The organism is Synechococcus sp. MU1648 (genome assembly GCF_023630615.1).
In the GTDB taxonomy this organism is placed as follows: Bacteria; Cyanobacteriota; Cyanobacteriia; order PCC-6307; family Cyanobiaceae; genus Parasynechococcus.
In genome coordinates, this window is sequence record NZ_JAKUHI010000006.1 from 101,883 (window position 1) to 127,916 (window position 26,034).

At 55.3% G+C, this 26,034-nt stretch carries 39 protein-coding genes and 1 riboswitch; of the genes, 18 read left to right on the top strand and 21 right to left on the bottom strand.

The genetic code is table 11. The features are described 5' to 3' along the window. From NCN06_RS08400 to NCN06_RS08410, 3 genes are all read right to left on the bottom strand, one after another. Window positions 1–1,377: a DUF2130 domain-containing protein gene (locus tag NCN06_RS08400; RefSeq protein WP_250398858.1), complete on the bottom strand. Its 1,377-nt coding sequence runs from the start codon at window positions 1,375–1,377 to the stop codon at window positions 1–3. Window positions 1,378–1,613: 236 nt separating this feature from the next. Next, window positions 1,614–2,015 (bottom strand): DUF1499 domain-containing protein, encoded by a 402-nt coding sequence (locus NCN06_RS08405; RefSeq protein WP_226398482.1) that lies wholly within the window; start codon window positions 2,013–2,015, stop codon window positions 1,614–1,616. After that, window positions 2,012–2,176, bottom strand: coding sequence for a hypothetical protein (locus NCN06_RS08410; protein WP_226423303.1), 165 nt, complete (start codon window positions 2,174–2,176; stop codon window positions 2,012–2,014). The genes NCN06_RS08405 and NCN06_RS08410 overlap by 4 nt, the downstream gene beginning before the upstream one ends. Window positions 2,177–2,212: 36 nt before the next feature. On the opposite strand from NCN06_RS08410, the gene NCN06_RS08415 reads away from it, so the two are divergent. Further along, entirely contained in the window at window positions 2,213–2,389 is a 177-nt protein-coding gene (locus NCN06_RS08415) for a DUF8681 family protein (RefSeq protein WP_226398483.1), read from the top strand. A 198-nt stretch (window positions 2,390–2,587) separates the two neighbouring features. Here the strand turns inward: NCN06_RS08415 and NCN06_RS08420 are convergent, their stop codons facing one another. Then, window positions 2,588–2,761 (bottom strand): hypothetical protein, encoded by a 174-nt coding sequence (locus tag NCN06_RS08420; protein WP_226398484.1) that lies wholly within the window; start codon window positions 2,759–2,761, stop codon window positions 2,588–2,590. Window positions 2,762–2,944: 183 nt separating this feature from the next. Here NCN06_RS08420 and NCN06_RS08425 point away from each other — a divergent pair, with 183 nt between their 5' ends. Beyond that, window positions 2,945–3,121, top strand: coding sequence for a hypothetical protein (locus NCN06_RS08425; protein WP_170952120.1), 177 nt, complete (start codon window positions 2,945–2,947; stop codon window positions 3,119–3,121). Window positions 3,122–3,466: 345 nt separating this feature from the next. Here NCN06_RS08425 and NCN06_RS12790 read toward each other — a convergent pair whose 3' ends face one another. The 3 genes from NCN06_RS12790 to NCN06_RS08435 form a co-directional block, all read right to left on the bottom strand. After that, the gene (locus NCN06_RS12790) at window positions 3,467–3,589 is read right to left on the bottom strand and encodes a hypothetical protein (protein WP_255617391.1); all 123 of its coding nucleotides are present in this window, start codon (window positions 3,587–3,589) and stop codon (window positions 3,467–3,469) included. A gap of 85 nt (window positions 3,590–3,674) precedes the next feature. Further along, window positions 3,675–5,135, bottom strand: coding sequence for a polysaccharide deacetylase family protein (locus NCN06_RS08430; protein ID WP_226398485.1), 1,461 nt, complete (start codon window positions 5,133–5,135; stop codon window positions 3,675–3,677). A 12-nt stretch (window positions 5,136–5,147) separates the two neighbouring features. Continuing rightward, complete coding sequence (locus NCN06_RS08435; RefSeq protein ID WP_166016645.1) at window positions 5,148–5,489, bottom strand: hypothetical protein; 342 nt, start codon at window positions 5,487–5,489, stop codon at window positions 5,148–5,150. A gap of 158 nt (window positions 5,490–5,647) precedes the next feature. Here NCN06_RS08435 and NCN06_RS08440 point away from each other — a divergent pair, with 158 nt between their 5' ends. Genes NCN06_RS08440 through NCN06_RS08450 form a run of 3 tightly spaced genes read left to right on the top strand, consistent with a single transcriptional unit; the run spans window position 5,648 to window position 7,066 of the window. Beyond that, complete coding sequence (locus NCN06_RS08440) at window positions 5,648–5,986, top strand: phenylpyruvate tautomerase MIF-related protein (protein WP_226398487.1); 339 nt, start codon at window positions 5,648–5,650, stop codon at window positions 5,984–5,986. A gap of 37 nt (window positions 5,987–6,023) precedes the next feature. Further along, entirely contained in the window at window positions 6,024–6,200 is a 177-nt protein-coding gene (locus NCN06_RS08445; RefSeq protein ID WP_226423300.1) for a hypothetical protein, read from the top strand. Continuing rightward, window positions 6,197–7,066, top strand: coding sequence for an IolE/MocC family protein (locus NCN06_RS08450; RefSeq protein ID WP_226398488.1), 870 nt, complete (start codon window positions 6,197–6,199; stop codon window positions 7,064–7,066). Before NCN06_RS08445 ends, NCN06_RS08450 begins: the two co-directional genes overlap by 4 nt. On the opposite strand, the gene NCN06_RS08455 is transcribed toward NCN06_RS08450, so the two are convergent. The 7 genes from NCN06_RS08455 to speB are packed head-to-tail and all read right to left on the bottom strand — an operon-like array spanning window position 6,988 to window position 13,012. Then, entirely contained in the window at window positions 6,988–8,058 is a 1,071-nt protein-coding gene (locus NCN06_RS08455; protein ID WP_226398489.1) for an aromatic ring-hydroxylating oxygenase subunit alpha, read from the bottom strand. The two genes, NCN06_RS08450 and NCN06_RS08455, sit on opposite strands and share 79 nt — an antisense overlap. 8 nt (window positions 8,059–8,066) lie before the next feature. Further along, window positions 8,067–8,822, bottom strand: a complete 756-nt coding sequence (locus NCN06_RS08460; RefSeq protein ID WP_226398490.1) for an ABC transporter ATP-binding protein — start codon at window positions 8,820–8,822, stop codon at window positions 8,067–8,069. A gap of 3 nt (window positions 8,823–8,825) precedes the next feature. Continuing rightward, window positions 8,826–9,653, bottom strand: coding sequence for an ABC transporter permease (locus NCN06_RS08465; RefSeq protein WP_166016640.1), 828 nt, complete (start codon window positions 9,651–9,653; stop codon window positions 8,826–8,828). Continuing rightward, window positions 9,653–10,654, bottom strand: a complete 1,002-nt coding sequence (locus NCN06_RS08470) for an ABC transporter substrate-binding protein (RefSeq protein ID WP_166016639.1) — start codon at window positions 10,652–10,654, stop codon at window positions 9,653–9,655. The genes NCN06_RS08465 and NCN06_RS08470 overlap by 1 nt, the downstream gene beginning before the upstream one ends. A 38-nt stretch (window positions 10,655–10,692) precedes the next feature. Continuing rightward, on the bottom strand, window positions 10,693–11,397 hold the full coding sequence (gene hypB, locus NCN06_RS08475; RefSeq protein WP_166016919.1) for a hydrogenase nickel incorporation protein HypB: 705 nt from the start codon (window positions 11,395–11,397) through the stop codon (window positions 10,693–10,695). A 22-nt stretch (window positions 11,398–11,419) separates the two neighbouring features. After that, on the bottom strand, window positions 11,420–11,818 hold the full coding sequence (locus NCN06_RS08480) for a hydrogenase maturation nickel metallochaperone HypA/HybF (protein WP_226398491.1): 399 nt from the start codon (window positions 11,816–11,818) through the stop codon (window positions 11,420–11,422). A 3-nt stretch (window positions 11,819–11,821) separates the two neighbouring features. After that, a complete protein-coding gene (speB, locus tag NCN06_RS08485) occupies window positions 11,822–13,012 on the bottom strand; it encodes an agmatinase (RefSeq protein ID WP_226398492.1) in 1,191 nt (396 codons plus the stop codon). 26 nt (window positions 13,013–13,038) lie between these two features. Beyond that, window positions 13,039–13,139: riboswitch (guanidine-I (ykkC/yxkD leader) on the bottom strand. Window positions 13,140–13,313: 174 nt separating this feature from the next. Here speB and NCN06_RS08490 point away from each other — a divergent pair. Beyond that, on the top strand, window positions 13,314–13,478 hold the full coding sequence (locus NCN06_RS08490) for a hypothetical protein (protein ID WP_226398493.1): 165 nt from the start codon (window positions 13,314–13,316) through the stop codon (window positions 13,476–13,478). Window positions 13,479–13,613: 135 nt separating this feature from the next. Here NCN06_RS08490 and NCN06_RS08495 read toward each other — a convergent pair whose 3' ends face one another. Next, window positions 13,614–13,778: a hypothetical protein gene (locus NCN06_RS08495; RefSeq protein WP_166016636.1), complete on the bottom strand. Its 165-nt coding sequence runs from the start codon at window positions 13,776–13,778 to the stop codon at window positions 13,614–13,616. A 215-nt stretch (window positions 13,779–13,993) separates the two neighbouring features. Next, window positions 13,994–14,161: a hypothetical protein gene (locus tag NCN06_RS08500; protein ID WP_226398494.1), complete on the bottom strand. Its 168-nt coding sequence runs from the start codon at window positions 14,159–14,161 to the stop codon at window positions 13,994–13,996. 240 nt (window positions 14,162–14,401) lie between these two features. Here NCN06_RS08500 and NCN06_RS08505 point away from each other — a divergent pair, with 240 nt between their 5' ends. From NCN06_RS08505 to NCN06_RS08525, 5 genes are all read left to right on the top strand, one after another. Beyond that, entirely contained in the window at window positions 14,402–14,701 is a 300-nt protein-coding gene (locus NCN06_RS08505) for a hypothetical protein (RefSeq protein WP_226398495.1), read from the top strand. A gap of 212 nt (window positions 14,702–14,913) precedes the next feature. Then, window positions 14,914–15,099 carry a hypothetical protein gene (locus NCN06_RS08510; protein WP_115023459.1) on the top strand — a complete coding sequence of 62 codons (186 nt, stop codon included), beginning with the start codon at window positions 14,914–14,916 and terminating at the stop codon, window positions 15,097–15,099. 110 nt (window positions 15,100–15,209) lie between these two features. Then, a complete protein-coding gene (locus NCN06_RS08515) occupies window positions 15,210–15,422 on the top strand; it encodes a hypothetical protein (protein WP_226398496.1) in 213 nt (70 codons plus the stop codon). 69 nt (window positions 15,423–15,491) lie between these two features. After that, a complete protein-coding gene (locus NCN06_RS08520) occupies window positions 15,492–16,157 on the top strand; it encodes an SDR family oxidoreductase (protein WP_115023455.1) in 666 nt (221 codons plus the stop codon). 15 nt (window positions 16,158–16,172) lie between these two features. Then, window positions 16,173–16,958 carry a J domain-containing protein gene (locus NCN06_RS08525; protein WP_226398497.1) on the top strand — a complete coding sequence of 262 codons (786 nt, stop codon included), beginning with the start codon at window positions 16,173–16,175 and terminating at the stop codon, window positions 16,956–16,958. Between the two features lies 1 nt (window position 16,959). Here the strand turns inward: NCN06_RS08525 and NCN06_RS08530 are convergent, their stop codons facing one another. Both NCN06_RS08530 and NCN06_RS08535 read right to left on the bottom strand, forming a co-directional pair. Beyond that, on the bottom strand, window positions 16,960–17,919 hold the full coding sequence (locus tag NCN06_RS08530) for a hypothetical protein (protein WP_226398498.1): 960 nt from the start codon (window positions 17,917–17,919) through the stop codon (window positions 16,960–16,962). A gap of 268 nt (window positions 17,920–18,187) precedes the next feature. Beyond that, complete coding sequence (locus NCN06_RS08535) at window positions 18,188–18,292, bottom strand: DUF4278 domain-containing protein (protein ID WP_115023449.1); 105 nt, start codon at window positions 18,290–18,292, stop codon at window positions 18,188–18,190. A 574-nt stretch (window positions 18,293–18,866) separates the two neighbouring features. On the opposite strand from NCN06_RS08535, the gene NCN06_RS08540 reads away from it, so the two are divergent. From NCN06_RS08540 to NCN06_RS08560, 5 genes are all read left to right on the top strand, one after another. Next, window positions 18,867–19,058 carry a hypothetical protein gene (locus tag NCN06_RS08540; RefSeq protein ID WP_115023448.1) on the top strand — a complete coding sequence of 64 codons (192 nt, stop codon included), beginning with the start codon at window positions 18,867–18,869 and terminating at the stop codon, window positions 19,056–19,058. 100 nt (window positions 19,059–19,158) lie between these two features. Next, entirely contained in the window at window positions 19,159–19,482 is a 324-nt protein-coding gene (locus NCN06_RS08545; protein WP_226398499.1) for a hypothetical protein, read from the top strand. A 444-nt stretch (window positions 19,483–19,926) separates the two neighbouring features. Then, complete coding sequence (locus tag NCN06_RS08550) at window positions 19,927–20,079, top strand: hypothetical protein (RefSeq protein WP_226398500.1); 153 nt, start codon at window positions 19,927–19,929, stop codon at window positions 20,077–20,079. Continuing rightward, window positions 20,072–20,281 (top strand): hypothetical protein, encoded by a 210-nt coding sequence (locus NCN06_RS08555; protein WP_115093700.1) that lies wholly within the window; start codon window positions 20,072–20,074, stop codon window positions 20,279–20,281. The genes NCN06_RS08550 and NCN06_RS08555 overlap by 8 nt, the downstream gene beginning before the upstream one ends. 242 nt (window positions 20,282–20,523) lie before the next feature. Then, window positions 20,524–22,176: a hydroxysqualene dehydroxylase gene (locus NCN06_RS08560; RefSeq protein WP_226398505.1), complete on the top strand. Its 1,653-nt coding sequence runs from the start codon at window positions 20,524–20,526 to the stop codon at window positions 22,174–22,176. Here NCN06_RS08560 and NCN06_RS08565 read toward each other — a convergent pair. Beyond that, entirely contained in the window at window positions 22,161–22,373 is a 213-nt protein-coding gene (locus NCN06_RS08565; protein WP_226423290.1) for a hypothetical protein, read from the bottom strand. The two genes, NCN06_RS08560 and NCN06_RS08565, sit on opposite strands and share 16 nt — an antisense overlap. Window positions 22,374–23,282: 909 nt before the next feature. Here NCN06_RS08565 and NCN06_RS08570 point away from each other — a divergent pair. Both NCN06_RS08570 and NCN06_RS08575 read left to right on the top strand, forming a co-directional pair. After that, window positions 23,283–23,429 (top strand): hypothetical protein, encoded by a 147-nt coding sequence (locus tag NCN06_RS08570; protein ID WP_166016626.1) that lies wholly within the window; start codon window positions 23,283–23,285, stop codon window positions 23,427–23,429. A 312-nt stretch (window positions 23,430–23,741) separates the two neighbouring features. Then, the gene (locus NCN06_RS08575; RefSeq protein ID WP_170951157.1) at window positions 23,742–23,915 is read left to right on the top strand and encodes a DUF8633 family putative protein; all 174 of its coding nucleotides are present in this window, start codon (window positions 23,742–23,744) and stop codon (window positions 23,913–23,915) included. A 1,238-nt stretch (window positions 23,916–25,153) separates the two neighbouring features. Here NCN06_RS08575 and NCN06_RS08580 read toward each other — a convergent pair. Both NCN06_RS08580 and NCN06_RS08585 read right to left on the bottom strand, forming a co-directional pair. Then, window positions 25,154–25,342 carry a hypothetical protein gene (locus NCN06_RS08580; protein WP_226423288.1) on the bottom strand — a complete coding sequence of 63 codons (189 nt, stop codon included), beginning with the start codon at window positions 25,340–25,342 and terminating at the stop codon, window positions 25,154–25,156. Further along, window positions 25,339–25,611 carry a DUF2973 domain-containing protein gene (locus NCN06_RS08585; RefSeq protein ID WP_255617398.1) on the bottom strand — a complete coding sequence of 91 codons (273 nt, stop codon included), beginning with the start codon at window positions 25,609–25,611 and terminating at the stop codon, window positions 25,339–25,341. Before NCN06_RS08585 ends, NCN06_RS08580 begins: the two co-directional genes overlap by 4 nt. Window positions 25,612–26,034: the final 423 nt, after the last annotated feature.

The following is a 26,034-nucleotide window of genomic DNA, read 5'->3' on the forward strand; positions in this document are numbered from 1 at the left end:
TTAGGCGGATTGTTGGTCAGCTGAATTTTCTAAATCGGCAAACTTGGCTTCCATCGTTGGATTTCTGCGGGTCAACTTTTTAACGGTGACATCCTGCGCTTTGTCATTGGCGAGGCGAAGATTTCGATCAGCTCCCATCAGCGCATCCTTGGTTTTTTGGAGATGATCAATGGATTTATCGATTTCATCAATCGCGGTTTGGAAGCGTCTCGAGGCAAGGTCGTAGTTTCGTGAGAATGCCGTTTTGAAGGTTTCGAGATCGTTCTCGAAGTTAGTTACATCAATATTCTGAGCTTTTACAAGAGCAAGCTCTGCCTTGTACTCAAGCGATTTCAGGGCAGCATTGCGCAGCAATGTAATAAATGGAATAAAAAACTGTGGCCGAATGATGTAGGTTTTTGTATAGCGATGAGAAACATCAACAATTCCTGAATTATACAACTCATTTTCGGGCTCGAGGAGCGATACAAGAACTGCATACTCGCAGTTCTTTTCATTTCTATCTTTATCGAGCTCTTTGAGAAAATCCTCGTTTTTCTTCTTGGTGGCTGTTGTGTCGGCTTCGTTTTTCATCTCAAACATAATTGAGATGATTTCATTGTTGAGTTCGTCTTGGTCGCGGAAGATATAATCGCCTTTGCTACCACTGCGCGCATCGTTGTCTTTTTCGAAGTAGGCCTTCGGGAAAGCAGCAGCACGAATGCGGTTGAATTCGGTTTCGCAGTGCTGTTCAAGGGTTTCTCCCACCATTTTGGTGGAGAGTCGCGCTTTCATGTCGCGCAGTCGTTCTATGGCTTGATCTCGGTCACTGAGCTGGGTTTCATAGCGTTCCTTGAGCGATTGTGATTCCAGTTGATGCTTCAGCTCTGTTTCGTTTAAAGCGCTTTGGAGAGCATCTCGTTGCTTTTCAACCGTGCTCACCGCTTCATTCACTGCTAGCTGCTGTTGCATCGAACCGGCATTCAGCTGTGACTGCAAATCACGAAGCTCACTATCTTTCTGAAGCGTCACCGCCTGCATCTCTTTGGCGAATTTGGTCTCTGCGAGGCGTTGCTGTGTCGCCTGTTGTTCACGCATTTGCTGTAGTTCGGCGGCGATGCGATCTCGTTGCTTCTCGGCTTTATTGACAGCATCTTTAATCGCTAATTCTTGATGCATCGCATTTTGCTTAAGTTGGGCTTCAAGCGTCTGCATTTCTGTGTCTTTTTTGGCAATGGCCAATTCGATGGCATTGCGCTTGTCCTGTTCCGCCAGTGCAAGTCGTTTATTCAGTTGTTGTTCAAAGTCTCTATCTCTGACCTGTTTCAGGATGTCGGCATAGCCGGCTTCATCCACCTTGAAGGCTGTGTTGCAGTTGGGGCAGATGATGTCGTGCATGTCTGACGTTTTGTGTTGTTCGATCGCGCCACGTCGTGGCATTTTATCGGGCTCTGGCTAATACGAGTTCAGATCATTGGTTCATGCCGTGTCTGATTGGTTTGACCCTCGCGCGCTTTTGGAAACTGTGCTAGTCGCAGGCATTGTGGTGATAGCTGCTGTCGGATTCGTGGCGGGGATTAAGGAGTTGATCTTGGATGTGCGCAATATGCGTCGAGCCAAAGTGTGAGGATCCTTCAGCGCTCTAGGGCCGACCGCAGCTCCGAAATCCTTGCGGTATTCACACCAAGGTCAGAGTCACCAATCCGAGACTCGGAGCGTGCCTGAATCTGGCTCTTGTCCTCGTCTGCGAATACTTCTAGGTCGTCAATGAAGCCGAAGAATGCGCTGCTTGCCTCCGCATGGAAGTAGGCCTCCCTCTCGTTGACGACAACCATTCGGGGCCTCTGCCGAACCAGCGTGTTCAGCTTGTTGAAATCTGCGGTTGGATCGGAGCTCGTCCAGACTTCCCTTGCGCAGTGAGCGGTCGTCTTGCAAGCACGGAGCTCACCGTTGCTGACTCCCAAATCGGCAGGAACGGGGCCGACGAGATGGAACAACATCAGGATTGGAGCCAGTAGGCCGGCAAGAAAGGTCACTGGTCTCTGCGGGAACGACCGCTCCAGTTGAGCATCCAAAGCCAGACCCCGAACAGGGTTCCTACCGGCATTGCAATCACCACAAGCTGGCTGATCACGAGTTGACGAGCTTCAGGATCCACGTTTGTGCTGGTTGGAGGTCCGACAGAGCTGATGGGCACCAGCTTCGCCATCATGGTGATGATGCGTGGGAGACGATGTCGAATCCAAGCTGGATTGTGCTGGCCTGGTTGGTTGTGGCGTTTGCTTCTGCCGTCAAGTTTTGGTCGATAACGCGTCCTTACCGCAAGAAAGCTGCCCATTTCAATCAACAAACTGTTGATGAAGCCCGTCAGCGCTTGGAACGACGCTGGCGCAAAGACAGCAAGGTGTAGCGGCTAACGCTCAGCAATCACCCATGCTGTTGCTGCTCTCTGTCGCACGTAAAGATCAGCAAGTTCTCTGGCAAGGGTTTTCAACGTTTCCAGGTCATTGGTGTCATCGATGGATCGCTTGATCGATTCAGCTTCGAATTGCTGAGTCAGACTTAGGTTCACAGCTCACCCAAGAAGTGCGACAACTTTAATCAAACGTTATTTGCGTTGTGAGCTGGCTGCCGCCCGTGAGCGTGCGATCTCCTTCTGCCATGCCAAGAGCAGGTCTTTGCTCATCTCCTGAAGCTCTTTGACATCTGTGATCGTGCTGATGTCTCGAGTCCGCTGTTCCAAGTCGAACTGTTGGCCAAGTGTCAGAGCAATGGGCTCCATGGTGACGTCGGCAAGTTGGGCTCAAATTATCGGTCTGCTCCTGCGTCGTCGTAACAACAGGTACGTTTCAGGTCGGATGTGTTCTGCTGCATACATGGTTTTGATGACAGAGCATTGCCTGTTGTCGCTTTTTGGTCTGTCTCGTCTGGTTATTTCTCAGGATGGGATTGATTGATGGTTTTCATGCACTTTTCCTGGTCGCAACATCTTGAGCTCGCTCGATCTGTTGAGGCTGCTGGCGATCAGGAGCGAGGTGCTGCTCTCGCACTGATGGGGGTGGGGCTGGCGCTTCTGCTGCGTGATCTTGAACAAGACTTACTCAACGTGCCGAGTTCTTTGGCTCCTGGGCATCAACTCTGAAACACCTCGGTGGGTAAACGTTGACATCCAAAACAATGTCATCATCAATTCACTACGTTTTAGGGAAGCTCGTAGTGAAGCAATGGAAGGATCCGGACAAAATCTCGAACGACGTTATCGGCTTGAAATCTGGGGAGAGACAGATGGCTGGATGCAATCAAGATGCAGCGATTTAGTCGAACTTGATCGAGAGAGGGATGCAGCCTCGATTTACCTTGAGTTTCGCTTGAAAGGTGTCGCCTGAGTATCAGTTCGGTGACTCGGCGACAGGAAGAGACATCGCGACCAAAAGTGCGATCCCGATTTCAGTAATAGCCATCAAAAGCTCAGTCGCGATCCCCATGATTAGTTGCGGTTCTCGTCGATAGGGGGGAGGTCGCTGGGTTGCATCAAGGCGAACACGACAGCTCCGGTGAGCACAACACCAATGCCAACCATGGCGATGATCGCCGTCGTGTAGTCGCCCATGGCTTGACCTGCTACTGCGTCCACGTTACACGCATGTAACGCTCTGTAAAGCGTTTCTCAGTTTTTGGTTCACGGCTTTGGCCGCTTAGCTGCACAGCTTGGAACAATCCTCCTGACTGAGGCGTTCGTTTCCGCGGCGATGGATCTCGTGGGCGTAATCGGTCCAAGCGCCTTGCCCCCAGTACCGAAAACAGCTGGTTTCCAGCAGCAGTACATGGAGTAGCGACTCTTGATAGGCCTGCGTGCAGGTGATCGAGGAGTCTCTGTCGACTGTCTGATCAAACAGCGCATGAAACTGAGCACTCAGTTGATTCATGGGGCCCAGCACATTGGCGTAACCCTCCACCCAGCTGAGGTTGTTGGTCCAAGACGCACCCTCCATGTTGAAGCCGGCATCGGCGGCACTCAGCCTGTTGATCGCGCTCTGAATACCGTCTGCAGTGGCGTTGTCCCCGGCCTCTCTCCAGAGGCGGTGTTGCTGAACAGCCTGAATGGTCGGGAAGTGGCTGGGATTCACCCCGCTCCGCTCAAGGGCTTCGATGTATTCACTGCCGTTGATGGCAACGGTGCCATTGGGGTTGTCACGGATTTGGCGATTGGCCTGACGGAACGCCTCAGGGAATTCATTCATCATCACGCCCCCGTTTTCTCCATCGGCAATCTGGCTGACGAGCGATGGCACATCGACCTCGCCGAGCTGTTGGCGGTCGCAGCCCAGCGCCTCGTAATAAGGCTGCATTTGCCCCACCAGCTTGGTGTCTGAGCCCTGGGTCTTGATGAGCGCCGTGATGCAGGTTTCCTCGCCTTTGCTGTTCCTGGCAACAAGCCGATTGGGAACAAAGCACTGGTCGCGCTGCAGTGGGCTGCCGTCGATGCGCTCGACGCTGTGCTCCTGGACCAAAAGCCACTGATATCCGGCATCTTTCAGGGCTTTGACAAATTCGAACAAGGTGTCGGGATGGTTCGGTAGTGCCATCTCCGGTGGGGAAAATCCCTTGACGCGTTCCAATGCTGCTCTGCCGAAACAGGCCTCGAACTGCTGTTGCCAGGCGCTGATCTGCAGTTTCAGGTCTGGGATCGGTGTTGATGGGGCAACGGCATGACTCCAAAACGTTCCAAGCCATTCCACGTGCTCCTGCATCAGGGGATCACAGGCCAAGTAATGAAGTGCGTCGCCGATATCGCGACGCCCCATCTGTTCGATTCCCCACAGCAGATTGCCGGAATAGTCGAGCATGATTCTTGGGGCGCAGCCCTCGTTGATCAGTTCTGGCAGGAGCTCGGCAAGACGGCGGTAGCAATGCGCGAAGGGTTCAGCGTTGTGGTTATCACCTTCGTTGGGGTGATCCAGCATGTACTGAAGATGGGAAATCAATGTGTTGCCCGCTCCCGCTGGCACCGTCGGTTGGTGCATGTGCAGAGCACAGGCAAATCCCGAACGAAGTTGCTCAAACTTGATCGGGCTGGTTGACCAGGCCTGACGTGGCTTCAGCATCAAGGCCGCAACGTCCTGTTCGCGGCCGCTGATCGGTGGGCAGATTGTCATTGAATTTGCTCGTTATTGCCAGCCGGCACGCGGTGTTTGGCGCAGCATGCCTTCCCAATGATCTCTCCATGTGTTCTGATCGCCAATGCCTGCCAGCAGTTCCACTTCGGCCGGCGCCCGATCCAGTCGCTGTCTCCAGCAGGTGATGTCTTCCGCTTGATCAAGCCAAATGCTTATGACATCTTGCCGAATCGAATCAACATCCCAGTTTTGTTGATCGGCAATGTGTTGTGACCAATGCATCAACTCGTCGAGGCTGAGTGGCCTAAAGCCCATCAATTTCAGACCTGTGATCTGCTCGAGTTCAAAACGTCGCAGAACATCTCCCAGACCAAAGATATGAAGAAGGATCATGGCACTGATCACTTTGTTAGTGAACTTACGAGCTTTCTTTTGAGGCACGCTGTTCAGATTGATGATCTTTCCTTTTGGAAATGTTTGAGGTTGATCGCTAGTCATGCTTGGCACTGGCTGTTGGAGAGTGCCAAGCTTTGTCTAGCTTTCTTGCCGCAATGCCCCTCATCAACGTGCGCACATCGCTGCCGGCGCTGAAGGATGGATCGGCTTTGCTGCAGGAGCTTTCCTACGAGTTGGCCAACCAGACGGGCAAGCCGGAGGCCTACGTGATGACGCTCCTGGAGACAGGCGTGCCGATGACCTTCGCCGGCAGCCACGAGCCCTGTGCCTACGTGGAGGTGAAATCGATCGGTGCCCTTCGTCCACCAGCGATGACAGCTGCGTTCTGTGAACTGATCCAGGCACGCACAGGAATCCCTTCCAACCGGGTGTACATCGGTTTTGAAGATGTGCAGGCGAGCTGTTGGGGGTGGAATGGCAACACCTTTGGGTGATGCCCCTTCATACTGAGGCCGAAATCGTGCTCTGGTGGTGACCAGCTCTGTTCCCGGCGCTCCGGGCAACCCACGTCAGACCTCGTTGATCGCATCCTTGCGTGAGCGCTTCCGGTTGGCAGAACAGAACCGTGATGCCAAGGCCAAGCGGGCTCTCTTCCGCGAAGCGGTTTATCTCGGTATCCAGCCGCAGGTGTTTACAGAGATCCATTGAGCAGCTCAAGGTTGCTGCTGTTCAAAACACTGTGGGGCTGGACGGCGTCCCTGGAACAGGCATGTTCATCGGCGGAAAGCGATCGGTTTGATGGCTTAGAAGTCAATCTCGACCACCCCTGTCTCGAGGCCCTTAATCCAGAAGCGATCCGACGCTGCGTCTCGGATGCAAAACAGCATCTGATTCTTGAAATTGTTACCGGGGGGGATTACACCCCCGATCTCAATGGCTCTCCATCACAGCATCTTGATCAAATTCAGCGCGGCTTGGAGCGGGCCATGGGGCTGGCCCCTCTCAAGATCACTCTGATCACCGGCAGCGACAGCTGGGATGAGGTCGAGCAGCATCGCTTTCTTGACAGCGTTCTGGATCAGATCGATTCCTGTTCCATTCCGGTGACGCTCGAGACGCATCGCAGTCGTTCTCTGTTCGACCCCTGGCGCATGCCGGCCTGGCTGGCCCGCCATCCACGCCTTCGGCTCACAGCGGATCTGAGTCACTGGTGTGCGGTATCGGAACGGATGATGTCGCCTGAGCTGCCCCCCATTCAAGCGATGGCCGCTCGGGTTGATCACATCCATGCCCGCATCGGCCATGCTCAGGGGCCCTCAGTCAGCCACCCTTTCGCACCGGAATGGGCCGAGGCCCTCGAGAGTCATCGCCGCTGTTGGCAGTTGTTCCTTGATAAGAGCGCAAGGCCCGAACAGCCGATCACGATGACGCCAGAGTTCGGCCCCGATGGCTATATGCCGCTTCATCCATTCACAGCTGAACCTCTTGCGGATGTTCAGCTCCTCAATGCAGAGATGGCCTCCTGGCTGCGATCCACAATGCTGATTCCTGCTGATCCCAACCGTTCTCGGTAGAGACCCTGCCAGTGCAGGATCCTTCGTTCCAGCCGATGCGGTGGCCCTGGCTTGAAATCGTCTTGATATCCCTGCTGTGCTGATTCAACCAAAGCCTTGTCTTCTTCCAGAAAGGTGAGCATTTCCCTCAGCCAAGCGTCGGCTGAGGCTGAATCCATGGCGTCGCTGGTTGCGAACAAGCGCAATTGCATCGTGCAGCGATCGGCTCGATCGGGCATAAATTCCAGAAACGCCAACCGTCCGTCTGGCCAGACCAGAAGATGGCTCCATGGCGGCAGCCCGAAGGTAAGGAAGCGTCCACCGTCTGGGTGAGGAGTTTCCAGAAGGTTGTTGTGGCGGCTGAAGCGATGGCGATAATCCCGCACTGGCCCTTGTTCGCGGTGCAGCGTTGTCGGATGGGCAATGGCGACGTGGTAGTCGTCAAGTGTGTTGTCGTTGGCGATCTTCCAATTGCAGGCCAGGTTGCTTCGGCTCTGCCGCAACAGATCGGATGCAGAGTTCCAGGCGCCTCCGGCTTCGGTATGAATCAGCTGCAGCTGCTCCTCGAGCGTTAGGGCCTGGTCGCTCAAAGCGATCCAGATCAGTGGGCCATCAATGCGGCAGGCAAGCTCTTGCAACCCCCATTCCTGCCGGTCAAAGTTCTGCTCAAATTCTGCTTCTCGTGCCGCCGCCAGCAGTTCCCCGCGCAGGTTGTAGGTCCAGCCGTGATAAGGGCAGATTAGGCGCCGACAGGGCTGCCCTGTTTCGGCCCCTGGCCGGAATGCAACACCGCGATGGGGACATCGGTTGCGAAAAGCACGGGGCTGTTCACCTTTAGGCCAAGTGAGCAGAAGTGGCTGATCCAGGATGGTGACTTCCAGTACCTCTCCTGGATGGAGGTAGCCGATACCTGCAACTGGATGCCAGTAATAGTTGGCGTAGGTGTGGCTGTCCCATTGGTGCATCGCGACGCCGCGGTACAGCGATGCTGGAAGGAACGGCTGATTCAACACGGTTTCACTCAGGACAGTGCCGGCTCCAGCTCTCGCATCGTGGCGGAGAGGGTCCGACGCATTGAGAGGAAGTCGCTGCTTAGGCGCAGCTGATCAAAATCGGTTTTATCGAGATCAACATCGAGGGAGCGGATGATTCGCCCTGGATTGGGGGCAAGCACATGAACGCGCTGGGCCAACACCAAAGCTTCTTCCACGTCGTGGGTAATCAGCAGAACTGTCAAACCTGTTCGTTGCCAGAGCTTGAGAAGGAAGTCCTGCATCGATTCACGGATCTGTAAATCCAGAGCACCGAAGGGTTCGTCCAGCAGCAGGATGCTGGGGTTGGTGGCGAGGGCCCGCGCGATGGCTACCCGCTGCTGCATTCCCCCCGACAGTTCGCGCGGCAATTTTGTGGCGGCGTCACTGAGCCCAACCACTTCGAGGAAATAGGCGGTTCGCTCCTTGATCTCTGCTGCTTTCATCCGCTGGAGTCGCATCCCGAAGGCAACGTTCTCAGCGGCGTTCAGCCAGGGATAGAGGCTGTATTTCTGAAACACCATGCCCCTGTCTGGCCCAGGGCCGGATACGGGTGTGCCATCGACAGCGATGTTGCCGCTACTCGGGTGATCCAGACCAGCGATCAGCCGCAGAATCGTGCTCTTCCCAGACCCAGAGCTGCCCACCAGGGCCATGAAGTCTCCGGATTGCATGGAGAACGACAAGTGATCAAGGATCAATTTCTCCCCGAAACGCTTGCTGAGGTTGTTAACGATCAGTTCCATGGCTCACACCGCCCATTTGCAGCTGAGACGCAGCAACAGCCGGAATCCCATGTCGATGGCGAAGCCGATCAAGCCAAGGACGATCAACTCGGCGAAAATCTGATCGGTACGGAAAAAGCGCTGAGCGAGCTGTATGCGTTTGCCGAGGCCCACTTCCGCGGCCACTAGCTCAGCCACCACAACGAGGTTCCAGGAGGTTGCGATGTTGATTCGCAATGTGTCGATGATGCTGGGCAGGCTGTAGCGGGCAACGACTTGCACCAGCACCTGCCGACTGCGACCACCCAGGGTGAGGGTGGTTTCAATGAGTTCCTTCGGAACGAACTTCACCGCATCCATCACCATCAGGATGTTGAAGTAAATGGTGCCGAGAAAAATCAGAGCGATTTTCGGCTCCTCGCCGATGCCCAGGTAGATGATCAGCAGAGGGATGAAGGCCGCTGCAGGCATGTAACGCAGCATGGCGATCAGCGGCTCGCAGATGGCGCAGATCGCCGGGTACACCCCCATGCAGATGCCGATCGGTACCGCCAGAAGTGTGGCCAAAAGAAATCCTCCGAACACACGGCCGGTGCTGGCGACGATGTCTTGAAAAAGGATTCCGCTCTCGGCCATGGAGGCCAGGGAGCGGAACACTGCCTGCGGTGAGGGCAGGAACTTTTCATCCACCAGGCCAAGGGAGGCGATGGCGGTCCAGAGCAGGAGGGGCACCAGCAGTGATGCCACCTGCAGACCGCCACGCACTGCCTTGGATGGCATGGCACCAAGGGTGAGGAGGGAGAGAAGACCAGTGCTTCTCCCCTTGCTGGCAGCGGCGGCCGTGGCAGTCATCAGGAGGCGGCGACCTTCTTGATGAAGCTGTCGTCAAACAGCTTGCTCATGTCTGGTTTCTCAGGGATGAAGCCCACTGAAACCATGAAGTCGGCCATCGAGTCAGCGGCGAATGGCATGAACTTCATACCCTCACCATCGCTGAAGGCCTCGAGGTTCTCCTCGATGGAGAAGAAGCGGGTGCCGTCCTTGTACTGCTCGTATTCCTCGGTGGGAATGCCGGCACGCTTGGCCATGATCGCCTCGGATTTTTCGGGGTTCTTCTCCATGAACTCGCGAACGTCCCACCAGGTCTTCACGATCTTCTGCACATCATCGGGACGGTCCTTGATCAGATCACCGCTGACGGTGAGCAGATCAGGAATTGCACCGGGGTATTCCTTAGAGCTGGCGATCACCTGAGCGCCTTCACGCTGCATCGCGGTGCCGGTGTAAGGAGGGAAGGCCCCAACGGCATCCACCTGACCGGCCGCGAAGGCAGTGGCTGCCTGATCGGTGGGCATGCCTTTGATCACCACGTCGTCGCGGCTAAGGCCAGCATCCTTGAGGGCAAGGCTGAGGAGGTAGTCGTCCACGACGCCTTCCTCAACAGCAACGGTCTTACCTTTGAGATCGGCGATGGATGTGATGGAGGCGTCGGCGATGATCTGGTCATTGCCAGCAGAATTGTCATTCACCAGAACCACCACTTCACCGCCGTTCTCACCCGGTAGGAAGGAAATGGTGTCGTTCAAGGTTTGGGAGTTGCCGTCGATCTTGCCTGCGGCGAAGGTTTCCATCGATTGCACATAGCCGTCGAACCACTTCATCTCCACATTCACGCCGTTCTTTTCGAACAGCTTTTCCTCTACGGCAATGGCCCACGGCCACCATCCGGCCCAGTTGCTGTATCCCAAAACGATCGGTGTGCCGCCCACCGTCGGGGTAGAGGGTTTGGAGCAGGCGACGGCCAGCATGATTGCAAGGCCGGCGAAGAGAAGGTTGCGTAGTTGTTTGGTCATGGCATGGGCGTGAGGAACAAGACGTTGGATTGATGTGCTCAGGCGGTGGCCAGAGCAGGGGCTGTTGCGGTCCGGCTGGCGAGGGCTTGCCGCACCCAGATGTGCCAGGCATCCAGGCCTTCGCCTGTGAGGGCGGAGACCTCAATCACCGTGGCGTTGGGGTTGATGCTGTGGATGTTGCGGCGGATTGCCGCAACATCCACAGGCAGGTGGGGCAGAAGATCCACCTTGGTGATCAGCACCACATCCGCGTTGCGGAACATCAGGGGGTACTTGAGCGGCTTGTCGTCGCCCTCGGTAACGCTCAGCAACGCCACTTTGTTGTGTTCCCCAACGTCAAATTCCGCCGGGCAGACCAGGTTGCCCACGTTCTCCACGAGCAGCAAATCCAGCGCGGAAGGATCCAGCCGCTGTTGCAGCAACTTCAGGCCACCACTCACCATTGCCGCATCAAGGTGGCAGGCTCTGCCTGTGGTGATGGGGACGACCGGGATGCCAACGGCTTCCAAGCGGTCGGCATCCAGTTGGGTGGTCATGTCGCCTTCCAGCACGGCCATGCTGAGTTCGCGAGCCAAAGCTGGAAGGGAACGCTCGAGCAAGGCGGTTTTGCCGGCGCCCGGGCTGCTCATCAGGTTGAGGCAAAGCAGATCCCAGCTCTGGAAATGCTCGTTGTTGTGTTCGGCCTGATGGGTGTTGGCTGCAAGCAGGTTGAGGCCGAGGGTGTCCTCAAGAGGCATATGCATGGCAAAAAAGGGGGTATTGGTTTCAGCGCTGACGCTGGATTGGAACGGACTCAAGGGCAGCAGCGGCATCGCTGCGGTAATCGATGCTGCGGATGCGTAATTCCCTACCGCTGACGATCTCCTCTAGCGGGTGATCGCAGCAGGGAGAGCGGTAGGCGTTTTCGGGCACGGGGTCGTAGGTGTCATTGCAGATCAAGCAGCGGCCCACAAAGGGGATTTCCGTGATCGTGAGCCGGGATCCATCCAGCCAGGTTCCTTGCACTGCAGCGTTGTAGGTGGTCACCAGCTGATCGGGTTCAACGCAGGTGAATCGCCCAACATCGAGGTGAACGGTTTCGACCATCGCAGAGGTGTCCTCGCGACGGTTTCGCCATTCATTCAGGGAGATCAGCAGGCACTTGGTCATGTCGACTTCATGCATGGCCTATCTCCACTTCTGATCAACGTTCATGTTGCAGGTATCGCTGATCCAATCCGGCTTCTCTTTGCGGGGCAACTGACCGCTCACCACAAGGTGAGCCATGGTGTCGCAAATCACACGGGTAGCCATCAGGGAGGTCATGTCACTGATGTCGTAAGGCGGTGATACCTCAACAATTTCCAGACCGCAGACGGGAACGTTTCGCACGATCAGCTCGAGCAGCTTGAGGGCTTCCCGCGGCATCAGTCCACCCGGCTCGGGCCAGCCAGTTCCCGGCACGAAGCCGGCATCGATGCAGTCAATGTCGAAGGAGATGTAAACGCAGTCCGTGCCATCAGTGGCTCGCTCAATGGCGTACTGGGCTGCGGCTTCCAGCCCCATTTCGGTGATGTCGGTCACCGTGAGCACATTGGTGCTCCGCTCCCTACAGACCTTGACTCCTTCCCGAGGCACTTGCCAGCCACCAATGCCCAGCTGCACCAGATTTTCTGCCGGCGCATTGGCCATGTTTGTGGCATGGAACCACGGGCAGGTGTGCATCCGCTCGTCCAGGTCGATCTCCTGGGTGTCGACGTGGCGATCGAAATGGATGATCCCCACTTTTTTGTCGCCGAGATGACGGCAGACCCCACGCACCGTGGGGAAACCGATCGAGTGGTCGCCACCGAGGATGATCGGGAAGGCGCCGCTTGAAAACACGTGGGCGATGCCTTTGGAGATCTGGTCGAAGCTCTTTTCGTTGTTCGCCGGGATCGTGAAGATGTCACCCACATCGCAGAGGGTGATTTGTTCGCGCAGGTCCACCCCCATTTCGTAGTTGTAAGGGGTGTAAAGCGCTGAAATTCGTCGAATGCCTTGAGGGCCGAAGCGCGTTCCGGGCCGGTAGGTGGTGCCGCAGTCGTGGGGAACGCCAACGATGGCGACGTCGTAGTTGCCCACTTGGTTCACGTCTTCCAAGTAGGGCGCCTTCATAAAGGTGTTGATGCCGGCGAAATGCGGCAGCTCACCTCTGGAGAAGGTGGAGATGTTGCGGTCAACAATGCTTTCGGCTGCTTCGAGCCCGAAGCGTTTGGCCTGGTCAACTTCTTGCTGCCAGCCGGTGAGTGGAAGTTTGCGTTCTTTTTCGAGTGCCTGGATGCCTTCGCTGGGATGCGAACGCTGGAAGGCCCCCGAGGGGTCCGATGGGGATGGCATCAAACAAGGGAGTGTGCGTTAGGGCGGTCTCCCGGGCTTTTATCCCTCCGTGCAACCGGCAAAGCCGGTGGAAACCTCTTGGACCAGGCATCCCTGTGTGGAGATCGGAACCCTAGGTTTCATCCGCAATTTCACTGTGTGCGGCTTTGATGCTCTTCGGAGTGTGAACCGCTACAAATGATTGGTGTGGCTGGTTGTGCAGAACGATTCGGTTGAGTAACAACAGCTGCTAACAGCAGGTAACAACCCGAATCGGTGCATCAATCACCTTCCTTAGCGTTGTTCAACAAGAATGATTGCTGTGAGTGAATCTTTCGGAGGTCTGCCCAACAAAGAGTTGAGTTCTGGTGTGTCGCAATGGTGGCGTGAACGGGTTCAACACCTGATTGATTGCGGGCGGGCTGAAGACGCCCGGTGTCTGTATTTGGAGTTCGGCGATGACAGCGCAGGAAGCCTGAACCTCTGAAGACCACGCATGAAAAAGGAGGGTTCCCTAAGCCCTCCCGGAGTCGACGCATTACCCCTCACCGGGGTGCACTAAGTGTTACGTACTGAACAAAGTGGCGCTGTAAGTGTTGATACCTATTCTTGATTGCGTGGATCAACCTAAGGATTGTTCTTGGCGCCGCAGGGTCTCATAGGCCTGCCAAAGGCCTTCTACTTCTGAGCACACCTCCTGACGATTGCAGACGCGATAACGGCCCTGGCCGATGGCATCAATTGTTGTGCCCTTGGAGGTGGCGCAGATGCGACTGATGTTCGCCATGGAAATCCTTCGTTGGATCAAGGATCTACAGCCACGCGGGTTCCCCTTGCACGCTTGTTTTGCACTTCTAAATCTCTTTGGTGAAAGAAAAGAGCCATGGCTATAGGAGTGCCGTGATGCCTCCGTTGTGATTGATCTGCACATCAGCGTCGAGCCAAAAAAGAAACCGGGCCATGCCCGGTTTCTTTGATGTTTGTGAGTTGCGTACAGATCGCTCAGGCTTTTGAGGGTTTGGTGGTGAGTGCAGCAGACATGGCTGTGGCCAGGAGCATGCATCCGGCGACGGCGAGGAAGCCCATGGTTCGGGAAAGAATTTCCCAGCCATCATTTCCACAGATGGCGTCAGCTTTTGTTGCTGTTGTCACGGAATCCGGAAGATCCATCCTTGTGGCCGTCCTCGGTCGTTTTTAGAGGCATGTCCTGGCGGTCTAGGCATGAGGAGCACAGCAATTTCCCCTTGTTGCGCCAGTAGGCCTCCATCGATCGTTCGATGCGCATCGAGCATCCCTCACAGCGAAATAACGGCATCGACGATTTCTCGACGCCGCCCTTCTAACGCAATGGCCCTGCCGAACCGGTGTTCTCTGTGACGATGGGTGTGCTTCCGCCGCCCCAGCGTTGTGATGCAGCCAGTGCGTGTGTTGCTGCTGATCCTGATTTCGCCTGTTGCCTTTGGGGCAACGGCGTTCCAGCCCTTAGACCGTGTGGACGGTTGGTTGATCGAGCGCCGTTTGGATGACATGCAGGAGCCGATCTGCCGTGCATCTATGCCAGGGCATGGCACCTGGTTCTCGGCAAGGGTCCGGTTGGATCCAGATGATTTGGTTGTTGTGCCTGCCGGACTGCAACGACCTAATGAAGCTGCGCTGATCGCTGTTCGTGAGGCCCTCCAGCGCTGTCGCGACAGTCTTCTTTATTTTTGAGCCGATAAAGCTTTGTGGCTGGTGGTGCTGCCGCGGTGAAATCAGGCTATGAAAACAGTGTCGGCCTTTGTAAAAAAAACGTCGACTCCTCACACCACCTGAGCCTCCGTTAACCGCGGGGGCTTTTTCTTGCCCCAATCCCGAACTACACCTTTTGATTCTGTGCTCAGCAAAAGTTTTGCGGTTGTGATGTTTTTAACGACATTTGTCTGATGTATTGCATCGAGAGGCTTGATTCAGGGGGGCAATGGATTCAGGAGATCTGCTTCAAAACGGAGTTCAAAGCCTTTGTGAATGCCCGTACCAAATCACGTGCCACCTTGAAGACCTATCGCGTGGTTCATGCCACCTGGAATCAGGTGGTCACCGTTGTGCAGGGATCGGCTGAATCCTTTTGAATGGCTTTGATTTGGTGTCTTCAGTGCCGCTGTGATCCCGAAGACTTCAGGTCACTTCTTGGGATGGGGGATGTCCTGAGCCATAACCAGTGGCCTCGAGGACTTTGGCCATGATTCTCACGCGCTATCTCAGTAGAGAAGGTTGGGTGGAGGAGTGTTCCCATGCTCACTCTTTTGAGGCCTACATCGACGCACGACGTCGCTGTGTTCTTCGAGGCTGCCCGTATTTGCTCGTCAATGCGGAGACCGGCGGCACAGTTTCGGTCCTAACGGTGAAGCAGTGTTTGCATCAGTACGGCGTTGATGGTGATCTATCCGATTAATCGAATCGTTTGATCTCTTCGGTGGATCGATGGAAGAGCCGGCAGGATGGCGGTGGCTGAAATTTCCCCATGTCGACGTTCCTGGTCACCGGCGCGAACCGTGGGATCGGGTTGGAATACTGCCGTCAGCTCAAGGCCCGGGGCGAGGAGGTGGTGGCGGTCTGCCGTCAAAGCAGTGATGAATTGGAGCATCTAGGGGTGCGTGTTGAAGCGGGCCTTGAACTGAGTGACAGCCAATGCATCGATGATCTGGTGCACCGCTTGACGGGCTTGCCGCTTGATGGCGTCATCCTCAATGCCGGAATCCTGCAGTCGATGCGGTTGGCCGATCTGGATCCCACGGGAATCCTTCGGCAGTTTGAGGTGAATGCCCTTGCTCCTCTGCTGCTCGCCCGGGCTTTGCTGAATCAGATGCCCCGTGGTGCCAAGTTGGTGTTGATGACCAGCCGTATGGGCTCCATCGATGACAACACATCTGGAGGTTCCTATGGCTATCGGATGTCGAAGGTGGCCCTCAATATGGCCGGAAAATCATTGGCGATCGATCTGGAGCCACTCGGCATCGCCGTTGCAATTTTGCATCCTGGATTGGTGCGTACTCGGATGATCCAGTTCAATCCAAGCGGTATTCACCCGGAGCAGGCGGTGGAGGGTCTGTTGGCACGGATTGATGCCTTGACCATGGCCAACAGCGGCAGCTTCTGGCATGCCAATGGTGAGCTGTTGCCGTGGTGAGACGGGAGAAACGCTTTGGGTTTTGATCCGCGTCACTGGTCTGGCGGACGTTCTGAACAACGGGTTACCAGCAATGTTGAGGCGTTGCTGGCGGAGAACGATGCCCTTCGACGTGAGGTCTTGCGGCTCAACCGTGAGTTGGACCGACTGCAGCGGCAGCAACGCCAACGCTTCCGAACCGAAACGACTTCCCACCGCTCTTGGAGCGAGCCATCGGCCCAAGCTCCGCCGCGCATCAGCAGCCACCAGGTGCAGGCTTGGGGGCAGTCCCTTGCACAGCAGCCGGGATGGAGTGTCCTGCGTCAGCGCGGCTTGGAGTCTTTGATTGATCAGCTCAACCGCAGCAGTTTTCCCTCTCATCTGACCCTTGAACAGCGACTCGATCGTCTGGTGCCTGGTTTAGGCACTGATCTTCGGGTAGCGGTTGGATCCAAGGCGAGCAAACAAACAACGGCAGTCTTGGCGGCGTTTGCGATGTTCGGCGTTCGGGCCAGCGAGTGGCTCGATGAGGATCCACGACGGGTGGTTGAACAGCTGCGTCAGCACCAGGAACAATTCAGCTCTAAGCGGCAGGGACGTCGCACGCGAAGTGATCAAAGGCGAACAGATCGTGTGGACTTTGGACATCCCCGTGATCCACGGATTGCAGCTTTAGATGTCCTCGGGTTGGACGCCAACGCGTCACTCACCGAGATCAAGCAGGCTCACCGAAAATTGGTGAAACAGCACCATCCCGACCTTGGCGGTTCGGCAGAGGCTTTTCGCCGTGTTAATGAAGCGTATCAACGCTTGGTGAACTAACTCAGCTCCACCAGGCCTTTTGGATGTTTGTTAGTGGTGTGTCTGCATACTTGAAATAGTCAAGGTCGATGAGCGGGTCGACATTGCAGGCTTTGCCTCTGCTGATTGCCTGAGCGATACGCTCAATTCCATCGTCGGCTGAGAGCGCTCTCCCAAATTTGTCGGCGCCGTAGAAGCTATGCAGCAACCCAGTTTCCAAGATGCTGATTGCTCCTATAAAGCCAAGGGTTGCTCCCTCTGAGCGGCTTGAGGAAGCCATGAATGCTGTGACTTCCAATTCTCCGATGGGGGTGGTGTCATACCCAGCAATCAGATGGATCCAGTCGTGATGCGCGAGTGCTGCGTTACCGGCACCGAGTTCACCGGGAAGTTTGAATCCTCTTGATTGGTAAAACTCCCAGAGACTGCGTCCAAGGCTGCCCTGGGAACAGTTTTTGAGGTTGTCCCAGCGTGCAAACTCATCAGGATCAGCCGTGACACATACGCCATAGGCATGATCACCGTATTTTTTCAAGAGATCCTGAAAGACAGGATCGCTTTGATCATCGCCTTCTCCGATCCAGTTGCAGCGGTAAAAATCTGTTGTTGCCTGGGTGATGGCGTTGTGTGCCAATTCCCTGGCGAGGTTCAGGATCTCGCTGTTGATGTTCAGTGCGTTGGCCCAATGATCAATGTCCCTACTCAACGTCTCCGGGATCGGATTGCAAAGCATTTCGAAGGCGATCAGCAGTTCCAACAGCTCTTGGCGCTCCGATGCTTGCGTCAACGTCTCTGCCAACGTTTCAACCTCAATTCCGGGATGGCCGGAGAAGTCAATCTCAGCGTCAAGCAGCTTCAGGAAAAGGGTGTGGGCAAGGTCCTGTTGAAAAGACGTGTACCAGTGGCCTTCAACTCTGTGGACTTGCACCAGTGCTGATGCAAGGAGATTGGCTTGTTCGTGCGAATTATGAATTAGGAACATCGTTCCAGCACGCCTTGAAGAAACCAATGCTTAGCGATGGATCGCGACTTCTGAGCGGTCTTGTCCGATGATTGAGATCAAGTTGGGGTGATTGCATGCCAGTGGAATTTGGGGTCGTCTGCATCGGTGCAGGCATCGCTATCGGTATCTCCTTGGGTGTGGCGGTTTGGTTTGAACGTTGGAAAGCCAAGCAGCCTGATCCCACGACGAAACAGCCATAAAAAAAGCCCCGCCTAAGCGGGACTTGATCGAGCGTTTTGTGCTGTTGTCAGCGAGCGACTTTCTGACCGCGATAAACGAGAACAGAACGCTGGTTGCTGGAAGCAGCTGCGTTGTTCTTGGTGTACTTCTGGCCGCGATAGGTCAGGGTCATGATGGGTTCCTCGAAGCAAGCTCAGGTCCCCGTTCCATGGCCTGAATCGAACTGCGCCTCGCCTAAGGCGGGGTGAACGTAGTTGCGTAGCTGTTGCTACACAACCTTTATAGAGGCGATATCAACCCACGTGTCGTTCGCGCTGTTACACAGCTGCAATTTTGTTTAGCCCAGGCCTGAATAAACCCGCTTGGATGCATTCCAGCGGTTTTCATTCAATTGCTTCCGCGCCCGTTTGGCGGTGTATGCACCGGGCGAGGTTTGAGTTGCGGCGTTTTTTGAGCCGCCTTGGTGATGGCCTGCAACAGAGTGGGGTAGGCAGTGGTTTGCGTCATCTCAGCGTTTCAGGAATTGATTTCATCTTGTCGCTGCTTGGAGTGACGGAATGATGGATCGGCTACCGATCTGGCGGTTCAAGCTCTGAAGGTTTGTTCTGGACTCAAAGCTTCCATTAACTTGTTGTCATGGTGAACAGTTCGCACGCAATCAAGTGTTCTTCGATGCTTACTTAGTGTGAAGCTGCTAGCGCCTTAAGCCTCCGTTCGTACCGTGTAGGCACACTGTTTTAGATGTCATGAAAAGCTCTCAGAGCAAAGATGATTGGGTGAAGGCACAGCAACACAAGCTTCATAAGCCCATTGATGTGGACACATTGATGTGGGTGCGAAACCGCTTAATGCGCTTGGAAGTGGAGGCGCGTTGGGCCGACCGCATTTGTGTGTTTGAGGAGTTCTTTCCTAACGACGCGATCATTCCGCGCATTTGACCGAATTCTGTTGTTGACTTTTTTTGGCCAAAAGGGAGGTGTGGCAAAAACCTGCAGCAGTCATCATCTGGCCTCTGTATGGGCTTAACAGGGCATATCGGTGTGTGTTGTTGACGCGGATCGCAACCGTTCCGCAACCGCCTACTCCGCCCGAGGAATTCTCCCGTTTGAGGGAGTTCCAGCCGAGGCTGCAGCGAAAGCCAAGCGCCATGCCTACGTGATCATCACGGAGGGGCAAGCCAGAAGCGATGAAGATGAACTCAACAATGTCTCTGCAGGTGCCGTCGAGTTCACGGTTGAACTCTCCTCAATGCTGCGGCAGATCGGCACCATGCATACCGCGTTATTGGTGAAGGTGGATCGTCGTCAACAACAGTTTGCTCAGGATGCGAGCCAACTCTTGGATGGTTTTGGGTCGATGTGATGCAGGCAGAAATCCCCCTGTTGGCTGCGTTTGAAAAAGCAGAGGTGGAGGGTCGGCCTATGGCCAGGCGGCTGTTCAGATCCGTGAACGCTTGTATGGCGACCACCCACGGCGTCGGTTGCCGATCGAACAGACAGGCCAATCGGTTGCCGCAATCATTGCTCCAATTGGAGGTTTGGTGATGGGCCGTAGTTCCTGGGTGAAAAATCCGACCCGTTGTTCAGCAGCTTCAACCTGGCAGTCCAATGATTTATCTGCCTCTTCAGCGCAAACTGCGGTGAAGTCCTCCCGATCTGCTGCCGTGCTCAACGCGAGCTCCTCTGGTGAAAACGCATGATCGAAACCGTTGTGATGCTTGCGATCGGCTTGTCCATGGCTGGCGTTGTTCTGGGAACTCTCACCACTGACCAGTCGGTTTAAGTTCAGACGTCGTCGCTGCTTTTGATGCCAGGTCTTTTCGCCTTCATGCTCGGGCAGCTGGAGATCAGCAATCTCACCGCAGTCTTTCTGGCTTTGGTGGCGTTGGTGTTTGTGGGTAGCTTCGCCGTGGTGTCGTTGCAGACCGGCGAGCTGATCAAACCTCCTAAAAATGATTGAGACGCTCTTGGTCAACGGTCAGCAGGTCGTGCTGAAGGTGCCAAGCGACCGTGTTGTTGCTGAGCGGGTGGTGCGTCACATTCAACGGCGTATTCATGAGGACGACTGGAGGCCCTACACCTGCAAAGCCGATGCACTGCGGGCATGGGTCCGCTTGGGAGGCATCCGAGTGCAGGTTCTGCACGCCTTGAAATTGGTCTGATGACGAGCTGAATTTCAGAACGATCCCAGCAACTGAGTCATCGCTGCCGCTGCACCGATCCCCCCGAAGAACAACACCAAGGGAAGAAGAACAGGCCAGCGTGCGCTTGTGTCGGGATTCATCGGATGGTTTTAAACATTCGAGACAACGCTATTGAGCCGTTCTGCTGAGTGGCGATGGCGACCGTTGCCGCCTCAGAGCTCCATGATGCAGAAACGGTTCATTCGATCTCTGAAGGTTCGATGCCTGAGCAATCCATGGTCACCCAGGCTGAGTCCTCCCATGTCGTGGTCATCGGTGCTGGCTGGGCGGGCTGGGGTGCTGCGAAAGCCCTCTGTGAAGCAGGCATGCGGGTCACCCTGATCGATGGGATGGCGGATCCAACAGGTCGTACGCCAACGCGCACCGCATCTGGCAACCCTTTTGAAGCCGGTACCCGTGGTTTCTGGAGGGATTACCCCAACATCAATGCGCTGACCAATGAGCTCGAGCTCGAGCATGTGTTTACCGACTTCACGACCAGTGCCTTCTGGTCTCCCGATGGTTTGGAGGCCACCGCACCGGTGTTTGGTGATGGGTGGCAGCTCCCCAGTCCCTTGGGGCAGGCCATGGCCACGGTTAAGAACTTCAAGCGCCTTCCAGTTGCCGATCGATTGAGTATCGCCGGGCTTCTGGTGGCGATGCTTGATCTCAATCGCAGTGAGGCAACATTCCGGCGTTATGACGCCATCGATGCGCTGACGCTGTTCCGCCAACTGAAGATCAGTGAGCGGATGATCAATGAGTTTTTGCGTCCGATTCTTCTGGTGGGGCTGTTCAAGCCACCCGAAGACTTATCCGCTGCCGTCACCATGGAGCTGCTCTATTACTACGCCTTGGCGCATCAGGACTCCTTCGATGTGCGCTGGATTCGTTCTGGGACCATCGCAGAGCGGTTGATCGCTCCATTGGCGGAACGCTTGCTGGACCGTTGTCAGCTCAGAGTTCAGGGCGGCACGCTGGCAACTTGTCTCAATCTCGATCACCAGGCAGCCGCGATCCAGTCTGTGGAGGTCCGTTCGCCCGCAACGGGACGAACAAGTGTGATCGACGATGTCGATGCGGTTGTTCTGGCGGTGGGTTCCAAGGGCATGAATGCTCTGATGGAGCAGTCGCCGTTCTGTGCGGGAGCCCTACCGGAGCTGGTGGCTGCCGGCACATTGGGCGCGATTGATGTGGTGTCGGTGCGGTTGTGGCTGGATCGCTATGTCGCAGTCGACGATCCCGCCAATGTCTTCTCGCGCTTTGCGCCATTGCAGGGTTCGGGTGCCACCTTTTTCATGCTCGACCAGCTGCAGAAAGCTGATGAAACGGATCTCTGGGGTGGTCGTGCTCCTCAGGGGTCCGTCGTTGCCAGCGACTTCTACAACGCCACAGCGATTGCGGCGCTGAATGATCAAGAGATCGTCGACACCCTGATGAAAGAGCTTCTGCCGCAGGCGGTGCCGGGTTTTCGGTTGGCGCGAGCACTGGAGTTTGAGGTGCGGCGTTACCCGGGTTCGGTGTCGTTGTTCTCACCTGGCAGTTTCAGCCAACGTCCGCCGCTGCAAACATCGTTGCCATCCGTGGTCTGCGCTGGCGACTGGGTGCGGATGGGAGAACGGGAGCACGGTGCCAAGGGGCTGTGTCAGGAACGTGCCTATGTCTGCGGCCTCGAGGCAGCCAATGCCTTGATACGGAGTGGTGTGCTCAAAGGAATGGATCGCGCGACGAGTCGAGAGCATGAAGTGCTTCCGATTCGTCCCGAAGAGCCCCAAGTGCTGCTGGGGCGGGCGATGAACAAACTCGTGATGGATCCGTTGGAGGCTTTCGGCATCCGGTTGCCTTGGATGCCCTGTGCTCAGAAATTCAGCTGACCGGAGAGCCAAAGTTCCTGCCAAGACCCTTGGGCTGCAGCACTTAACGCCATGAAAATGGTCACGCTGATGCCGCCCAGGGTGAGACCCACCCCCATCATGATCAGGGCGGTTAGCCCTTCTGCCTGGGTGAGTGGTTGCTTGTCGAGAAAGCGACGCTTGGCCATGGCTGCGGATCCGATGCTCCCGTTCTGCATCGGCCTTCGGGGTCTTGGCAACTGGCCTTATCACTCATTTATGCAGAGTTGATGCAACACCCGATGGTTGGGGTCTGAGCGAGGAATCGCAGCGAGGCTTCGCTTTCAGATCTGCGCTTGACGTCGCCCCAGAGGGTTTCATCATGCAGCTATGGCAGGTTTGATCTGTGGCATGACAGCCCTGTGGCTCCACTCTTGGTGGTGTTGCAGAACAACCAATTCGCCGGCGGTCAAACGAAGCTGGCCCTATCCACGTTCCTGGAAAAACAGCTCTGATCTCTACGCAAGGCCCTGTCGTCGGCATCGCCATCTCAGAGCGCGCACCCAATTGACTGCCCGCAGTCGCCGCTTCGCCGCTGCACCCTGAAGCGCGTGAAAGCCTCCGTTTTTTGCTTGGCTCCGCTTTGGTTTAAGTGAACGATGAGAACCTCAGTTCAAAGACCTTGCTGGGCTCGTGTAAAGCATGGATTTTCACAGGCAACATTGCGGGTCGTTGTTGTTTCCATCGTGTCCAAGGTCGTTGGGATTGAGGAGCGACCTCGGCTTGGCGTGAGATCTGCACTGATGTCGCCTCTTTGATCTGGGCTTGCTGCTCCAGTTCGGCACTGAGGAAGAGTCCTGCAAGGGAAACCATCAGGATTGTCAGGATTGCTGCGAAGAGATACATGGTCGACCGAGCAATGGCTTGTTCCTGTTCCTTGCTCAGGTCGCTCATGGTCTCGGCCAAGATCTGACAGAGGTGTATCAGTCCAAACTCTTGGCTGCGATTACAGAGAATGTCGTTTTGTGTGCCGACCTGAAGTCGACGTCGTTCGTCGCAGACGCGTCTAGGTCATTTCACCCTTAGTCACAGCCTTGGTAGCTTTCGTTACTGAAAATCGTTAAGATGCTCAATCCGGCGCTTACAGCTTGAACGGCAGCCAATCGATCGAGGTCATCAGAGAGAAGCGTCGTCAGCAGCTGATGGGTCTGTCGTTTGTGGCTGCAGCGGTTGGTGTGCTGACGCTTTTGACGATGCGTCTTGGCTCCTGTTGTTCCTGGTTCGGCACGCACTGACCGCTATTGGCCTCGATTAGAGGGCTTCTGCTCGTCCCCTAGATCTGGTGTTTTTTGAGGGTAGACCCGCCTCTGAGGGCTAATGGCACTAGATGTGGTGTCTCCCGTCTTGCTTGTTGATGCAGGGCCGGTATCTTTCGGAAGTTCCCCATCACCTGGCTCCAGTCCGTTCGGCTGGGGCTTTTTTGTTGTCCAGCACAGAAAGCTGTAACCATGCAAACCAATCTCCAATTTTCTTAAGTGACAAGGGTCGGGTTTGCCGGTGGCTACCAGGCTGGGTTCCTTAGCTTGTTGCCCCCTAGACGGCTCTTGATGTCCCCCGCAGAGCTATCGAGCATCAAATGGGAGCAGGATGGGGAGATGTCTGCCCAAGACACGTGGATCCTTGTGAAAAAGCTCACCAAGGTGGAGGAGCAAGACAAGGCATCCAGCCTGTTGCATTTGTCGTCGAAACACAGCCACTCCAAGCGATCCAACCGTCGCTGATTTGAATCTTGCTAATCAGCGCTGGGGTTTCTGGCCGCTGCTGCCACTTGGCTATCAGTTGCAGGAAAAGGTCTGAGGGGCTTGTCCCTGAGTTGTCCCTGGAATTTTGTGCAACTGGGTATGTTTATGAGCAACTCGCGGAAATGCGGAGGCTCGATTCAGTTCGACTCCTATGCGATTAGGGGGCTGCCGTGACGAACGATCGAGGTCACTTCGTTAGTGGTCGCGTCAACCACCATGTAGGTACACATCAGCGCCTTCGACTTTGTGCGGGCACACAGGTAAGCCTTGAATTCTGTTTGGAAGTAGAGCTCCTTGACCCAACGGTCGGGAGCTTCTTGCTTGATGACGTTGTACACGGCTATTGCCTGGACCCTTGCTCTAGCAATGCCTTTGATGCATCAGTCCAATCCAAGGAATTTCTGCCGTTTAAGCACCAACACTTATCCAACGAGTCGGTCATCCTCAGCCAGGATCGCTCTCCCTTTTGAAATCCCCCGCACATCGCCTGAAGGTCAGGGCTTTCGTAAACCACTCGATAGAGCTTGAAAGTATCCAGCGATTTAGCTCGGGCGTTTGTGAACGCTTTGAACTCAGATTCGAAGCACTGCTCCTTAAACCATATGTCGGGACCATCGCTTCGTTCAACGCAGAACATCTTCTGAACCTCTGAGGCACACAGTTTGGTGAAGGCAGATCTGCTTGCTTGCTATCTCCAAATGAGGTTCGGGATTATGTCTTCAGCTGGCGACTAGTGAAAAATGGTTCCAGTCAGCTTCTGTTGTCCAGCTCGTCGATGGCACATGATGCTCATGGGCCGAACATTCGTGTGAACACCCTTACGAAATCATTGTTCAGCTGTAAGACCGCAGTCATCCTTGCGGGGATGAAGCTGGCGACATTGCTGTCGTACTTGGCCTGACCCTTGCAGGGCTTCTTCCCCAGTGGTTTCCGCACAGGGGTAAGCCTGCATCAGGCGCCCAGCTAATTTCCTTCTGCCATGTAGGAGATATGGAAGTCTCTGGGGCTGTTCAAACAAAACGTGATAGACCTTTAGCCGTCGACCTCCTTAGATCTCGGATCGTTCTCTTTGTATCTCGGCAGGTCGGTGGGCTGTGCCAGCACGTAGACGACCGCTGCAGAGATCACTACGGTGACCACGATGAGAGCAGTGATGGCTGCGGAATAGTCAGTCACGCTTCGACCTCTGCCTTCTCATCAGCTTTGTTATGAGCTTCTTAGGAAGTTGCTTCAACTGATTTGTCGCGAGGGCAGCCATTAGCGTTGGAGACATTGGCAAAAGCAGCAATAACCATGATCGCGATGATCATGGCGCCTCCAAAAAAGGCCACATTTGGATGACGATTCACGTGGGGCTGACCTGTGAGTTTGCGGACCCTACTGGTTATCCAGTATTTGATGCTCAAGCCTCAGGCAGAAACACACCTTCATCGGAGAAGCGAACAGCCCAAAGCTGTTCGTTAGTCACTTCACCGTTCTCATCGAGAAGTTCTGGATGTGTGGTTTTGAGACCTGTTCGGTCATTCGACGCGCTGGCTTGAGAGGCAGACGTCGGGCGCATCATCCGAAAAGCTTGCAGAAGCAGACACGTCAAGACAGCTGCGTAAGCGAGTGGGAAAAGACCTGCGAACACTGTTTTCTCGTCAAGATGTAATGAAACGTTAACCACTGCCATCGCTGGCTGCGGCCCCTCATTCATCCAGCTTCGGCCTCTGTTTCCTCTTATGCCTCGGCACGAAGGAAGCTCTTTTGTTGAGGTGATTCAAGTCAATTACCAGGGGATGCATTCCTCTTCTGCTCATTGTTGAGTCCTCCGATGCAGATCTCGCTTTGTGGTCTTTCGGCCCCTCCTCGTGAAACGAATCTTTCACTCATATGAGAAGCCTGATACCTCTGCATGGGGATAGTCAGGTGATGAAGTAAGGATGGCCTCTTGTTGTTGAGGTCGGAACCTTGGGTCTGTAGACCCAGCAAAAAGCCCCCACCTTGCGGCGAGGGCTTTCCGATTCAGTTGATCTGAATCGTTTGGTCTGTTCCAGAAGGAACAGGTTGATTCCAGATCAACCGATGGCAGGAGCCTGCAGAGCCACAGGAGTGG